Annotated in this window: 9 protein-coding genes and 1 tRNA gene; 4 read left to right on the top strand and 6 right to left on the bottom strand. The window is 34.5% G+C overall.

Translation table 11 applies throughout. From position 1 onward, the window contains the following. Window positions 1-94 precede the first annotated feature (94 nt). From ACFFVB_RS08995 to ACFFVB_RS08985, 3 genes are all read right to left on the bottom strand, one after another. A complete protein-coding gene (locus tag ACFFVB_RS08995; RefSeq protein WP_382382390.1) occupies window positions 95-1,507 on the bottom strand; it encodes a RagB/SusD family nutrient uptake outer membrane protein in 1,413 nt (470 codons plus the stop codon). A 20-nt stretch (window positions 1,508-1,527) separates the two neighbouring features. Beyond that, complete coding sequence (locus ACFFVB_RS08990; protein WP_382382389.1) at window positions 1,528-4,626, bottom strand: SusC/RagA family TonB-linked outer membrane protein; 3,099 nt, start codon at window positions 4,624-4,626, stop codon at window positions 1,528-1,530. A 250-nt stretch (window positions 4,627-4,876) separates the two neighbouring features. After that, a complete protein-coding gene (locus ACFFVB_RS08985) occupies window positions 4,877-7,672 on the bottom strand; it encodes a helix-turn-helix and ligand-binding sensor domain-containing protein (protein WP_382382388.1) in 2,796 nt (931 codons plus the stop codon). A 353-nt stretch (window positions 7,673-8,025) separates the two neighbouring features. Between ACFFVB_RS08985 and ACFFVB_RS08980 the strand changes: the two genes are divergently transcribed. Then, window positions 8,026-8,898 (top strand): arsenite methyltransferase, encoded by an 873-nt coding sequence (locus ACFFVB_RS08980; RefSeq protein ID WP_382382387.1) that lies wholly within the window; start codon window positions 8,026-8,028, stop codon window positions 8,896-8,898. A gap of 157 nt (window positions 8,899-9,055) precedes the next feature. Here the strand turns inward: ACFFVB_RS08980 and ACFFVB_RS08975 are convergent. Next, window positions 9,056-9,137: transfer RNA gene (locus tag ACFFVB_RS08975), tRNA-Leu, on the bottom strand. A 3-nt stretch (window positions 9,138-9,140) separates the two neighbouring features. Further along, on the bottom strand, window positions 9,141-9,401 hold the full coding sequence (locus ACFFVB_RS08970; protein WP_382382386.1) for a GIY-YIG nuclease family protein: 261 nt from the start codon (window positions 9,399-9,401) through the stop codon (window positions 9,141-9,143). Window positions 9,402-9,636: 235 nt separating this feature from the next. Between ACFFVB_RS08970 and ACFFVB_RS08965 the strand changes: the two genes are divergently transcribed. From ACFFVB_RS08965 to pth, 3 genes are all read left to right on the top strand, one after another. Continuing rightward, a complete protein-coding gene (locus ACFFVB_RS08965; RefSeq protein WP_382382385.1) occupies window positions 9,637-10,572 on the top strand; it encodes a ribose-phosphate pyrophosphokinase in 936 nt (311 codons plus the stop codon). A gap of 29 nt (window positions 10,573-10,601) precedes the next feature. Next, window positions 10,602-11,219 (top strand): 50S ribosomal protein L25/general stress protein Ctc, encoded by a 618-nt coding sequence (locus tag ACFFVB_RS08960; protein ID WP_382382384.1) that lies wholly within the window; start codon window positions 10,602-10,604, stop codon window positions 11,217-11,219. Between the two features lie 145 nt (window positions 11,220-11,364). Next, on the top strand, window positions 11,365-11,931 hold the full coding sequence (gene pth, locus ACFFVB_RS08955; protein ID WP_382382383.1) for an aminoacyl-tRNA hydrolase: 567 nt from the start codon (window positions 11,365-11,367) through the stop codon (window positions 11,929-11,931). Window positions 11,932-12,223: 292 nt separating this feature from the next. Here pth and ACFFVB_RS08950 read toward each other — a convergent pair whose 3' ends face one another. Then, window positions 12,224-15,574: a reprolysin-like metallopeptidase gene (locus tag ACFFVB_RS08950; protein ID WP_382382382.1), complete on the bottom strand. Its 3,351-nt coding sequence runs from the start codon at window positions 15,572-15,574 to the stop codon at window positions 12,224-12,226. Window positions 15,575-15,648: the final 74 nt, after the last annotated feature.

Below are 15,648 nucleotides of genomic sequence, written 5' to 3'. Positions count from 1 at the left end.
TATTAAAAAAAAATTACGAGTACATAGTATGTTCATAAACGCTGAATTAAATTTCGGCCACACCTAAACATTAAGTGTGGCTGAAAAATTTATATTACTCCCAACCTGGATTTTGCTCCATTTCTGGTGTTTGAACTAATTGGTTGTAAGGGATAGGAAACAATTCGTGTTTACCTACTACAAATGTTTTACCATCTGCAGCCATAGCTTCTTTTGCTTGTCCTGTTCTTACAATATCAAACCAACGATCATGTTCCATAGCTAATTCCAGATGTCTTTCATTCCAAATTTGCTCTAGTGTAGGACTAGCAATTGAAGCTAAACCAACTCTATTTCTCACTAAATTTAAAGGTGTAGCAGCATCTCCTCCAAGTTCTTTTGCTGCTTCAGATTTAATTAATAGTATTTCGGCATAACGCAATATTCTTATATTTTTATCGCCATCGTCTGCACCTGCTGAAGCGCTAGAATATGCTTTTTCATTATATCTAGGGTTTTCAACTTCGAACACTTCACGACCATCCCATAATGTTTCTCCTTCAAAAATTATAGACGCATTCATTCTAACGGTATCGCCTTCGGCTTCGTAAGCTTTTACAAGGGTTTCAGACGGAATGTTATAACCCCATCCCCAACCATCGGCACCTCTAGCACCTTGAGTTTGCGAATATTGCTGCACACCATGAGCTACAGATTCTCCTCTAGCTTGCACTTCAAAAATAGATTCTATACCATTTTCTGTTGAAGCTCTCCATAACTCTTCATAATTTGCATGTAAACCGTATTCTCCAGAATTAATGACATTATCTGCCATATCGTATGCTTTTTGCCATTCCTTTTCATAAAGGTAAACTTTAGATAAAAGTGCTTGAGAAGCTCCTTTTGTAGCACGACCTAAATCGGCAGAATCGTATTCACTTTTAAGAGGTAATTTAGTTATAGCATCTAATAAATCTGCTTCGATATAAGCGTATACATCTGCTACAGGTTGTCTTTCTACTAAATCTACATCTTGTAATGGTATCGCTCCAAAAGATCTGACTAACCAGAAATAATTTAAAGCTCTTAAAAACTTGGCTTCACCTACTAATCTGTCTTTATAATTTTCATCTGTTAATCCGTAATTTTCTGCATATTCTATAGCTATTGAAGCTCTGTTTACTGATTTATACCAGTTTTGCCACATACCTAGAACCGAACCAGCACTGCTTGTAAACGTTAAGGCATCTAATACATCTTTATCAGAACCAGAATCGGTTGAAGAACTTCCTTTATCGGCATTATCAGATATAATTTCTGTGATTCCAAGATAAGAAAACGCATAATCCCATTCGGTTAACATACCATAAGCACCATTCACCATTTCTTTAGGCGTTACTGTTTCGGTATCGTCTTGCTCTAATTGATCTCTACTATCTACGTTTAAATAATCTTCACTACAAGACACTGTAATTAAAAGCAGTCCTATAGAGAATAGAATCTGTATATGTTTTATATTATTTTTCATAATAACTGTTTTTTAAAATTTTACAAATCGATATTTACACCAAACAAGAACGTTTTGGTATTTGGATAAGCAGAAAGTTCAATTCCTGACACACCACTTGCTCCCGATGAACCTGGAGAACCAACGATCTCAGGAGTGAAACCTGAATATTTGGTAAACATAAATGGGTTTCTTGCAGTCGCGTAAATTCTAATTCTAGACACTTGATCTATTACGTTAGGTAAAGTATACCCTATGGTAATATTATTGATTCTTAAATAATCTCCATCTTCTAAATAGTAACTTGAAGCATAAGAATCTTTGTTCGCTCCAGGATTTACATTTGTAGATCCTTCACCAGTCCATCTGTTAGCAAAAGTATCTTCTGCAATATTTTCACCTCCATCTATAGATGTTCCTTTTAGTCCGTTATAGACTTTGTTTCCACCTGCTCCAAAAGCATCTACAGCGAAATCGAAATCTTTATAGTTTACAGCCAGATTCACTCCAAAATTATATGTAGGAATATAAGAACCGAAGAATTTTTTATCGTTATCATCGATAACACCATCACCGTTCTGATCTTTATAACGTAACTGCCCTGCAGATGGTGTTCCGTAATGCGCATTACTATCTATTTCGCCTTGATTTTGCCATACACCGTCTGCTTCCCACATCCACCATGCATAAATAGGCTGACCTTCTTGTAATCTCTTAGTTACTTGGCCGTTAGATAAACTACCACCTGTTTGGCCGTCGTAAGCAGATTTTACATTCTCTACATTATTATCGTTATTAGAAAACACAACACCTACATTGTATGATAAGTCTTCCGAAATATTGTCTTTCCAATTAAATTCTACTTCAAAACCTTTGTTTAACACTTCTGCTCCGTGATCGTAGTAATTAGATCCTTCTCCAGATGTATACACTGGTGTTACATTTAAAATAGCATTCTCTGTGTTTCTGTTGTAGTAATTGAAACTACCTGACAATCTAGAGTTATACGCTTGAAAATCTAAACCTACGTTGGTCTCTTTAGTAATTTCCCAAGAAATAGGATAAATAGAAGCACCTAAGGCCGCCCCATAAAATAAATCCTGATTTGCTCCGAATACGTAGTTTACATTATTACTTCCTGTAGATGTTGAATATGTTGACACGTTAAAAGGCACATCTGAGTTTCCTAATTTACCCCAACCTACTCTTACTTTTAAGAAATTTAAATTCTCTATATCGCTTAAAAAAGATTCTTTAGTTAATACCCAACCTGCACTAAAAGAAGGGAAGTTTCCGAAATACTCTGTATCGTTATCATTATTAAATGTGCTTATACCATCTCTACGAATATTTGCTTGTAGAAAGTATTTTTCGCTAAAGTTATATTGCAGTCTTCCGTAATACGATAATTGATGCGTAGGCGTTGAAAGGTATTGTTCTGAAACCTGATCGTAATCGTCTGAAGCAAAGTTAATATTCCAATATTGTTCTTTCTCAGGAACATCGTAAGCAAGTTGATACGTGTTAAACACATCGTTTTTACTACCTTTTGTAAGACCTGCAACAACATTAATTGAATGCTCTCCTAATTTTTTATCGAAGGTTAAATAGTTATCCCAGTTATATCTATAACTTTCAGCCGTTGTATAAGACAGACTGTTATCTGCATATTGTGTGGTTGTAGGGTTAGTCGCTTTTAATGCTGCAAAATCTGCTGCATCTTGTCCTGTATTCGATGTTAAATACTGACCTTTAATATCGTTAAAAGATCTAGACTTGTAATACGATTTTGTAGCCCCAAAACGAGAATTCGCTTTTAAGTAGTCTGTTAATTTAACTTCTAAATCAAAAGACCCTTGTAAATCTGTTGTTTGCGCTTTTTGATTGTAATAATAAACTGTTGATAAAGGATTACCAATAGAGTTTAAACTATTACTTCCTTGGTAAGCAACAAGACCTGTAGAAGGATCCCAATCTGACTGACCAAAACCACCATTATCATAATATGAAGGCACAATAGGAGATTGTTTATAGGCTTCGTCGAATGCAGAAGAAGGCTTTGGAGCTTCTTTAGAAAACGCAGCACTCAGGCTTTGTGTGAATTTCACTTTATCGTCAAACAGGTTGAATGTGGTATTAGATCTTAACGTATTTCTAGTTAAATCTTGACCTTCTAAAAGACCATCTTCATTATAATTATTTAAACTGAAGAAATAGTTCACATAATCACTCGCTCCAGAAACAGAAACATTATTACTGTTAGTTAAACCTACCTGTGCCAACGCATCATACCAATCTGTATTATAAGGTTGATTTGCTGAAAGTAAATTTGTAGACCCTAATGCTGTTTGTACTTCGTTATAGTAAGAAACATACTGTGAAGCGTTTGCCATTTTTACGGGATTAAGCATACTCGTTGCTCCATAATAAGAGCTTAAAGCTATTTTTGCTTTCCCTTGCTTACCTTTTTTAGTGGTTATAAAAATAACACCATTTGCAGCATCCATACCATAAATAGCAGCTGATGCAGCATCTTTCATAACATCCATCGTTTCAATATCCGAAGGATTTATGTTACTTATTCCGCTTACTTGTATACCATCTACAATGTAAAGAGGTGTTGTTCCTGACGCCGCAGTCCCCAAACCTCTAATCATTACTACAGGTTCACTACCAGGAGCATTCGTATTAATAATACTTACCCCAGATAATTTTCCTTGAATAGATTGTGTTGCATTAACAGCAGGTTGCTTTAAAAGTTCTTCTGACTTAATACTAGAAACGGCACCTGTAAGATCAGATCTTTTTTGCGTACCATAACCAATAACTACAACTTCATTTAAAGCTTCTACATCGTCTTCCAATAACACATCAATAACGCTTTGATTATTTGCAGTTATAGTAAGTGTTTTAAAGCCAATATAGCTAAACTCTAATTCGTCACCTTTATTAACGGTAAGTGAATACTTTCCATCAAAATCGGTAGACGCACCAGTATTGGTTCCTTTTATTACCACATTTACTCCTGGTAAAGGACCACCATCATTTTTACTTGTTACAACACCATTAACTTCTATTTCTTGTGCAAAAGCAGAGAATGAAAATAATAGCATTAACAATAGACCAATTTTTGTTCTCATATTAGTTTTATTAATAATTAAATATTCGGTTTGTTTGTGTGACTAAATTATAACCTCTTGTTAAATAAAGTTAAAATCGGTTTACATTTTAAATACGCCACAGAAACCCTAGATTGTTAAATACCATGCAAAAAACGCGCTTGACGTACTATACAAAAGTTAAAAAAACGTTGTAGTAGAATGAAAATTAATAAAATGACGTAGTATTGACGTAGTGCTTAATTACGTATTAGATAAAAAAAGAGCACTCTTATTTAAGATTTATCAAGTAATCGGTAACAGAAATATCATTATCCAAATCCAATTTCTTTTTTAATCTATATCTATGGGTTTCTACCCCTCTAGCAGAGATATTCATTAAAGGTGCGATTTCTTTCGAAGACAGATTCATTTTGATGTAGGCACAAATCTTTAAATCCTTTGGCGTAAGCTTTGAATGTTTAGCTTTTAATGTTTGAAAAAACTCATCATGCACTTGACTAAAATTATTCTCAAAAACTTCCCATTCATCTTTAAGCACTATAGAATTATCTAATTTTTTCAGTACCTTTTTAAAAGAATACGTATTACTGAAACCTTCTTTATTAACCATCAGGTCTTTTTTAATTTCCTGAAGTGTTTCATTTTTCTTTACCAAAGCCATAGCGTTATTTGCCAGCTGCTTGCTTTTAAGTTTAATTTCTCTTTGTAAAGATTCATTCTTAAGTTCTACAATCTGCTTTTCGTTTTCTAACGTTTTTTCACGAAGTAGTTTTTGCTGTTCTTTCTGGTACTTAATTTTAATAAGACGCTGTTCTTTTGCAATTTTCTTATTCTGCATCACATAGAATAGGATAACAATTAAAATTGCAACAAGAGCATATAGTAAGAACCCAAAAGTATCTCTATACCATGGCGGAAGTACATCTATATGTAAATCTTGAGTAGATGAAATATTACCAGAATTACCTCTCGTTCTAAAAGAGATGGTATAGTCTCCATCTTTAAGGCTCGAGAATTCTACTTTATCACCATCTACTTTATACCATAGATTATCGGTGTTAGAAATTTTGTATTCAAAAAAATAATTTAGAGATTTTGCAGAAGATAACTCTACCGTAATATTTTCATTAAAATTAAAACGAACCTCATCATTCGTAATCTTAGATAAATTAATAGGAACACCACCTGCAGATACCACTTCTATTTTTGGTTTTTGCAAACTACTATTAGAAGACCTCGTGCTATTAATCATCATGAAGCCATTATCTAAATTTAAGGCATAAACAGAATCGTTTATTCTAGATACATTTTCATAGTCAATAATATATCTGTTCTTCAAAAAGTCGTCACTTAAAACAAGTTGTTCCTCATCATTAGAAAATGATTTAAAATTGATAAAGCCTTCATTATTTTTTAAAGCAAAAAGATTGGTATCATCTTCAGAGATAATATAACTCTGCTTACCTAGTTTTTCATTTAGCAACTCGTAAGGAACAATAGAATCTAAAATAGGTTCGTACTTCTGCCAACCCTCACTAGTTTTAAAACTAATATTGTTCTTAATATTATAGACTCTTATATTATAATTAGAGCTAATGCCTTTTTTCTGATAATTCTCTACACTCTGTATGGTCTCATAATCGTCATCGAAACGAATCTTATAAACGCCTTTAGTTTCGTGTGCCACCCAAGCGGTATGCGGATTTTCAAACACTAAAAAACGAGAAGGGATTAGGGCTTTATCGAATTGCTTTACCGTCCACGCTCCATTTTTCTTTTCAAATTTCACCAATCCAGAATATGTACCTTGAATATAAGTATCAGCACGTTCAGGGACTTTCTTTATAGCCCAGCCTCCCGTAAAATTAGAGATTTGTTTAAAGGAATCATTATCTACTAAGAAAGTACCTTCGTTATGACCACAAAAAAGCTCGTCTCCTATAATTTTCAAATCCCAAACCTGACCTTGAGACCCCTCTACAAACTCTAACTTATCATTTGCATCTAGTTTAAAAAGCCCGGTATTTGTACCTATATAAATAACATCTTTGTATTTAATAACATCATAAACAGCTCCTAATTTCCCCGATACGTCATTAAAGAAATAATTACTATTATTTAGCTCTATGCTAGAAACACCATTGTCTAGCCCCAACCAAAGATTGTCAGACTCATCTAGAGATTGTCCCAAAACAGTATTATTTAATAACCCATTTTCTTTACTCACATGGAATTTTAAATGCCCTAAATGATCTGTTAAGAACACACCATCTTTTATAGTTCCGAAAACCATTTTTCCATTTTTTAAAATAGAAAAATCATTAAGCTGATGTAGTTTTATCGCTTCATTAATCTGAAAATTCGTCGGAATGAGTTTTCCTTTATTCAAGAAGAAACTTCCTCTTAAAGACGTCATTAAAAGAAGTTTATCCTCGTATTTATCTATAGATATGATTTTAGTACCTACAAGCAATTCATTGGAATAAAAAGGCACTAGTTTATTTTCTTTAAGTAAAAAAATACCATCATTTAATGTACTCACATACAAATCGTCGTCGATTACGCTAAATGAAATAAGTATCGAATCGGACTTTAACTGCACAATACGCTTATAGTCGTATATGTAAATATTTAAAAACGAACGAAAAATTATTTTGTCTTTAAACTTTACGATACTCCATATTTCTTCATTTGGAGCAATTTTATCATGAATATCTTCACTTAAGGAATGGTATTTTAGTACTCCAAAATCGTCTTTTTCCCAATAGCCAAACTCTTCGTATGACCCAGTATAAATAATATCGTCTACCGTTAAAACAGACCGAATCGTTGTTTTATTGGGTAATTGATGAAGTTTCCAAACCAAAGCGTTATACTCTAACAAACCACTACTATTAGCCACATAAACTTTGCCATTTGTAGCTCTTGAGATATCCCAATTCTGGTTACCTGCCTTATATTCTGCTAAAGTATAATTTTGAAGACTGGGAGAGAATTGCGCATTTGCTATTGAAAAGCATAAACAATTGAAAATTATAGTTAAAATTATTAAGCGTTTTATCATTCTGCTTTGCTACTTATTTGCCTTAAATTAAAAGGACATTCGAATTATACGAACCGTTTTCTTTAAACTGAACTCAAAATGTGCGAGGGTAAAATTAAGAAAAAGAAATTAGCTTAAAAGACTAACTAGTATTATCCGCTTTAGAATGTAAATTTTAAATTAAACGCAACAGCTTAAATTAAAGAAAGATTAAAAAACAATGAATAATCTAACCTTAAAAAAATCACAAAACTCCGAAAAAAATTGCGAATCACTCTACTTAATCGTAATATTGCAATATATGATTACCATGCGTTTAACTATAAACAAAATTTAAATTCAAATACGCTTCACAAGCACTAGACAATACGACTATGGACAAAGAGCAAGAATTAAAGAATATAGTAAAAGAAAGATACACCACCATTGCAGAACAACGCAAAGAAGAAAACGCTTCGTCCTGTTGCGGCGCTACAACATCTAGCAATAAAGTGTATAACATTATGATGGACGACTACTCTAAAACGGGTGGCTACGTCGCAGATGCCGACTTAGGGTTAGGTTGCGGATTACCCACTCAATTTGCAAAAATTAAGCAAGGAGATACGGTTATCGATTTAGGATCTGGAGCAGGAAATGATGCCTTTGTTGCCAGACACGAAACGGGTGCAGAAGGAAAAGTTATTGGGATTGATTTCACTCCCATTATGATAGAAAAGGCACGTATAAATGCCGACAAATTAGGTTATAATAATGTAGAATTTAGGACTGGAGATATCGATAATATGCCGGTAAACGATAATGTTGCCGACGTTATTGTTAGTAATTGTGTATTAAACCTTGTGCCTAACAAAGCCAAAGTAATCGCAGAAATTCATCGTGTTTTAAAACCACATGGCCATTTTAGTATTTCCGATGTGGTATTGGTGGGAGACCTTCCAAAAGCTTTAAAGGAAGATGCCGAAATGTATGCCGGATGTGTTGCAGGTGCGATTCAAAAATCCGAGTACTTACAACTTATCACAGACCAAGGTTTTAAAAACATGACCCTACAAAAGGAAAAACCTATTGTTATTCCGAACGATATTTTAGAGAAATATTTAACTCTAGAAGACCTTAATGCTTTTAACGCAGGGAACACAGGAATCTTTAGTGTTACCGTGTATGCAGAGAAAGCAGGCGGACTTGAAACCATTTCAATAGCATCGGAAGGAAATTCTTGCACACCAGGTGGAGGCTGCTGTTAAAACCTTTATAATATAAAGCATTAACGAACATGAAAAACTCCAATGAATAGATATTCATTGGAGTTTTTTGTTTAATTTGAAGAAAATAGTTAAACTATATATCTATTTTAATAAAATTAAAAAACCCTCATAAACACTAGGTTCATAAGGGTTTCAGTACTCAAGGTGGGAATCGAACCCACACTTCCGAAAAAATTGGATTTTGAATCCAACGCGTCTACCAATTCCGCCACTTGAGCATTTTACTTTGGTAAGTAATATTTAGTTCGAAAATCTCGAAGTTGTTCTTTACCAACTCCCGACTTCCAATATTTTTCTCTTTTTCTAGCTTCAGCTCTCGTATCATTAATAGCTTCACTAAAAATTAAATCAAATGGTCTATGCGCACGTGTTGTACGTTCACGACCTAAATTATGCCTTGAAACTCTAGCTTTCAAATCTTCAGTCATACCCACATAGATATAATTCCGATTAATACTAGATATCGCATAAATATAAAACATAATTTCAAGAACTTAATCTTAACGCGCCTGCCTCTCGGCAGACAGGTCTACCAATTCCGCCACTTGAGCATGATTATTGAATTTTCATCAAAATCAGACTGCAAAAATAATCCATTTTTATTTAAACTTCCTAAAAAATACAACACATATTTCTTTTCAAGTAAAAATAAATGTCTAAATTTGCACGGAATTTAAGAACCAGTAGTGTTTCACACTAATAAACAACACGTTACATATGCCTTCAAATGAAGCTAAAATATTTACCTGTGATCAAAGTAGAGAATTAGCAGAGAAAATTGCAGCTGCCTATGGTTCACACCTAGGAAATGTAATTACCTCAACCTATAGTGATGGCGAATTTCAGCCTTCTTATGAAGAATCTATTAGAGGAACTCGTATTTTCATTATTGGATCTACACATCCTGGTCCTAAAAATTTAATGGAAATGTTGTTAATGATTGATGCTGCTAAACGCGCTTCAGCAAGACACATTACCGCGGTTTTACCTTATTTTGGTTGGGCAAGACAAGATCGTAAAGATAAACCTAGAGTGCCAATAGCAGCTAAACTCGTTGCTAAAATGCTTGAAACAGCTGGTGCGACTCGTATTATCACTATGGATTTACACGCCGATCAAATTCAAGGTTTCTTTGAAAAACCAGTCGATCACCTTTTTGCTTCCACAATCTTTTTACCTTACCTAAAGTCCCTAAACTTAGACAACTTAACCATTGCATCTCCTGATATGGGAGGTTCTAAACGTGCTTACGCATACTCTAAAGCTTTAGAAAGTGATGTTGTTATTTGTTATAAGCAACGTGCGAAAGCCAATGTGATTTCTTACATGGAATTAATTGGTGATGTTACGGGTAAAAATGTTGTTTTAGTTGATGATATGGTAGATACTGCCGGAACCTTAACTAAGGCGGCAGATTTAATGATGGAGCGTGGTGCACTAAGCGTAAGAGCGATTTGTACACATCCTATTTTATCTGGAGACGCTTACAAGAAATTGGAAGCCTCTAAATTAGAAGAATTAATAGTAACAGACTCTATTCCTTTAAGTCAGCAAAGCGACAAGATAAGAGTACTTACTTGTGCTGATTTATTTGCTGGTGTCATGCAAAATGTACACTACGACAAATCAATCAGTTCAAAATTCGTAATGTAAATACAATTTAATACTTAATATAAATAAAAATGAAATCAATTACAATCAACGGATCTCTAAGAGAAAGCGTGGGCAAGAAAGCAACAAAAGCCTTACGTAATGCTGGTCAGGTTCCTTGCGTATTATACGGAGGAGACAAACCAGTTCATTTTACATCAGACGAATTGGCGTTTTCTAAACTTGTGTACACTCCAAATGCGCATACAGTTGTGATTACTTTAGCTAGTGGCGAATCTTATAACGCTATCATGCAAGATATTCAGTTTCACCCAGTGACTGATAAAATTATCCATGTAGATTTTTATCAAACTTTTGATGATAAAGAAATCTCTATGGACATCCCTGTTACTTTTATCGGTAGCTCTCGTGGTGTTAAAAATGGTGGTGTTTTACGTAAAAACAAACGTAGCTTAAGAGTAAAAGCACTTCCTGCTAACTTACCAGATTTTATCGAAGTAGATATTACGCCTCTTAAAATTGGTGGTAAATTGTACATTACAACTTTAGAAAACGAAGCTTACAAATTTATGCATCCAGACAACACTGTAGTATGTCAAGTAAGACGTTCTAGAGCTGCGATCATCGAAGATGAAGACGACGAAGAAGAAGGAGCAGAAGCTACTCCAGAAGCAACTACTGAAGCATAGTCTTTAATAGTTATATAAAAAGTAAAAAGCATTCTGTGTATTCAGGATGCTTTTTTTATTTTAGCAAAAATTTAAATCTGATATGTTCTCGTTTATTAAAACTCTTTTTAATCCGAAATCTACGAACATAGACACTCAAGACAGTATGAAAAAATTCTTAATAGTTGGTCTAGGAAATATTGGTGATGCATACGAAAACACCCGTCACAACATTGGCTTTAAAGTATTAGACCACTTGGCAAAAAAAGAATCTTTATCTTTTGAAACCCAGAAACTAGGAGATCTAACAACCTATAAGTTTAAAGGCAGAACCTTTATTTTACTTAAACCAAGTACGTTTATGAATTTAAGCGGAAAGGCAGTACAATACTGGATGACGAAAGAAAACATCCCTCTAGAAAATGTATTAATCATTACAGACGATTTAAATCTATCTTTCGGAAGCATTCGTCTTAAAGGCAAAGGAAGCGACGGTGGACACAACGGATTAAAAGACATTCAAAACAAATTACAAACGGCAACTTATAACCGATTCCGATTTGGAATTAGTGACGAATTTAGTAAAGGCAGACAAATCGATTACGTATTAGGCGAATGGACTGTAGAGGAAAACGACAAACTTCCTGAACGCTTAGATAAAGCCGTAGAACTTATTAAATCTTTCGGTACAGCTGGAGTCAATAACACCATGAATACCTTTAATGGAAAATAGGATTCGTAGTTGAAATTATTTACTATACCACACCATTAATGCGCGATTATTTACTACCAAACAATAGAACCTTCCGAGATTACACGTCACACAAAGCCTATTCTAATGAATTTAAAATTATTCATAACACTCTAAAAAAACATTTAGAATTACAGACTCTAGAGATTAGATTGTTTTGTATTTAAGTACTAGCCTCTTACCTATCTCTATTATACAAACAAGCCAAAAATCAATCATCTTGATTCCTGGCTCATTATTCTATTATATGATTTATAAATTCTAGAAGAAAAAATTACTCCACAATAATCTTTTTTATGGTTTTATGAATCCCATTATTAACTTCTAATAAGTACAAGCCAGAAGCCACGTGATCTAAAACAATCTTCTGACTAAAAGCGTAACTGCTTTTATACGCTTTAGAGAATACCAGTCGGCCACTAATATCGTATAACACTATATTTACAGCATTGGTAGATGTTGCATTTAGCGAAACGGTAAAAGATCCTTTATTTGGATTTGGCCAAACCGCAAAGCTATCAAAGGTATTATCGTCTATACTTAAACTAGGTTGCACTTCTAATTTATAATCTTCGACCTCTCCATCAAAACTGTTTTCACAAGAATCAGGTTTCATATTAGAATCAAGATTCTCAATATATTTAGTAGTAACACGCATAATTGTTTTACTGCTTAAAACAGCATCTAAAGGCACTGTAATTTCTAAAGGGGAACCTCCGGTAATACCATTCGTAACATTTGTTGCAGATCCTAAATCGTACATTTCTCCTGCATCGTTAAAATCGCAATTATTATTCCAGTCAATCCAAACACGCGTATAAGTAATAAAATTTCCAGCCGTATCTACATACACCGATAAGGGATAAACACCACCTCTTTTAATTTGATTTTCGATAGAAGTAAAATCGCTATATCCGGTCTTCCCTGACACATTATCGACCGCATTAAAAATCACGCGCGTTGTAGCACTAAGAAGTAATGGATTATTTATAATACCTGACGACGCACATGCAGAACACAAATTAGTTATAAAACTAAACACCTCAGAATCATTACTAAACGTACATTCGTTTATAGCACGAACTCTCCAATAATAAACAGTAAGATTTTCTAAAGCCTGAAATTCGAATTGCGTATTTGTAAGTTGATAACGGTTCACTTCTGCAGAAAAATCTGAAGACGTAGACACTTCCAACTCATATTCGTCTGCGTATGGTGAAACTTCCCATGACAACACAACCTGATTTGATACATCTGCACCCATCGACGGACTCACTAAAATGGGACTATCAAGCTGAGATGCTTCAATCTGCAATGTTTTAACGATACTTTCAGACATCGAATTCGCAGTTCCAACAATATCAATATTATGAGAATCTATAGCTGCATTTTCAAAATTCTTAAGCGTTAAAATTACATCCGTATCTACTTGTGTTGTCGCCGGAGCAAATGTTGCAGTGACACCTGAAGGCAAATTATTAGCACTAAATGTTGTGACTTCGTTAAACCCTGAAACCGTAGTATATTTAAATGGGATAGTTAAAGACTGTTCGTTACTACAAACCACATAAGGTACATTTTCCTCCTTGTGTTCTAATATAAAAATAGGTCCTGATTTTTTTATACTGAAATCTACATTAGAAATATCATAAAAAATATTATCTGCAGCTTCGACCATAATCCTACAATTATCACTTTCATAATCCGGAACAATAATTGTTTCAGAACCGTCGTTATCTACATTAGACGCTAACATAATCGAGTAGGTTAAACCGCCATCTAAGGACAATTTAATATTTACTTTCGTACTATTAATAGGCGCTATATTAGTTTCACCTACTTCCCACTTTATCTCCCTTGAAAGACCAACAAACCAATTTTCTGTAGTAAGCAATTCAGAAACCGTAAACGGCACACCCTCTACCACTGTAACAGTCATAAAATCGCTAGCTACTTGCCCAACACCTATAGGAAAACCACTCCCATTATCACGTACTGTTAAAGCAAAATTCATAGTTCTTGCTACCGATGGCGTTACTTCCCATTTCGGTGTAAGATTACCTGCTATTACATCACTTAAGCTAGGCAAATAACGATTTGGAGAATCTGTTGGCAAAATCGAGCGATACATAGGTCCGTAGGCCCAAGTACTCTGTGGCGCTCCAGTTTCGGGAGCACGTTCTGGATCGTTTTGAGACCAGTTATAAGTTAATGTCTCCGTACCATCTGGATCTGTCCCTACACCTCGTAACACAAAAGGTGTCGATACAGGAATGGAATAATCTTGTCCCGCAATGGCTACAGGTGGTTTATTATCTAAAACGGTTTGTTCCCCACAATCACTTACTCCTCCAGGTTGTATGTTTAAAGAAATATCTCGAATGTTTACATAATTAAAATGTGCATCGGAATATACCTGAACATTATTTACACCACAAATTCCAGCATATCCCATAATAGAACTTCCTGAAGCAGGCTCTACTTCAGAAATACCGTTCCCTGAACGTGAACACGTATTCATAGTATGCCAACCGCCAAATTGATGTCCCATTTCATGAGACACAAAATCTATATCGAAGGCATCACCTATAGGGTTTGCCATTCCTGTATATCCTCTTCCTTTAGACACATCTCCAGTGTAAGGCGCTACAGCATCTACACAAACACAACCTACACAACCTGAATTCCCTCCATTAGTTGTATTAAAATTATGCCCGATATCATATAGACTTTCATCGTTTAATGTTGTAGAAATAACTTGCTGTGTTTTCGTACTAAATTCGGTTCCCCAAGGATCGTTTTCTAAATCGTAATATAGTAACTCATCGTTTCTATCGATAAACACTAAAGTTATTGCCAAATCGCGCTCGTAAACTTCATTAACACGATTAATAGTAATGGCCATTTGCGCCTGAATATTCGCTTTCTTTTCTAGATCTGTACCATCTCCAGCAAATAAAGCACCATATTTTGCATTACAAGACAGGGCTAAACGGTAGGTTCTTAATACACCATCGTTAGTATTTGAAGTTTGTGATGCACGATCTGTTTTTAAAGATTTTAAATCGATATTCTCATCGGTTAAACATTCGAAATCCTGAGTATCGACACCTAAATCAGATCGGTTATACACCATATACTTATCACCTTCTACCGTATATGGGTCTATAAATAGTGAGCTTCTTTTTGCTGATAACGAAAACACATGCAGTCCATTTTGGGTAACGCTAAAACGCATCGTTGCTGTTTTATCGTCTAATCCAATACCTTTGTATGTTTTTATCATAGGAAATTTAGCCGATAATTTTGGCGCCATAATCGACGATTCGGTGATTTCAAACTGCTGAAATGTACCATCGGACATTGGAAATTCCATTATAATTCCTGAAGAATTTCGATTACTATCGCTTAAAGGCGCTTTGGTTAAAGCGGTTTTAAATGCCTCAAGTTCTAATTGAAAAATCTGATAAGCTTCTGGCTGTGCTTTTCTCTCTAATGTTTTACTAGCCACACGTTCGTTGGACACATTTTTCCAAAATTTAGAAGACGACTGTGCGAAAAGAAAGCTAGTATATAGAGACACTAGTAAAAGCAATAAAAGCGATTTCGTGTTAAGGTATATCATAAATTTAAATCTTTTTAAGTACAATTATAAACCGCATTTTATTATCACAAAGGTATTGCCATTGCAAAAACATG

This window comes from Formosa undariae, from assembly GCF_042427615.1.
Lineage (GTDB): Bacteria > Bacteroidota > Bacteroidia > Flavobacteriales > Flavobacteriaceae > Formosa > Formosa undariae.
The sequence above is the reverse complement of the archived record's forward strand: the minus strand, read 5'-3'. Positions and strand labels throughout refer to the sequence as shown.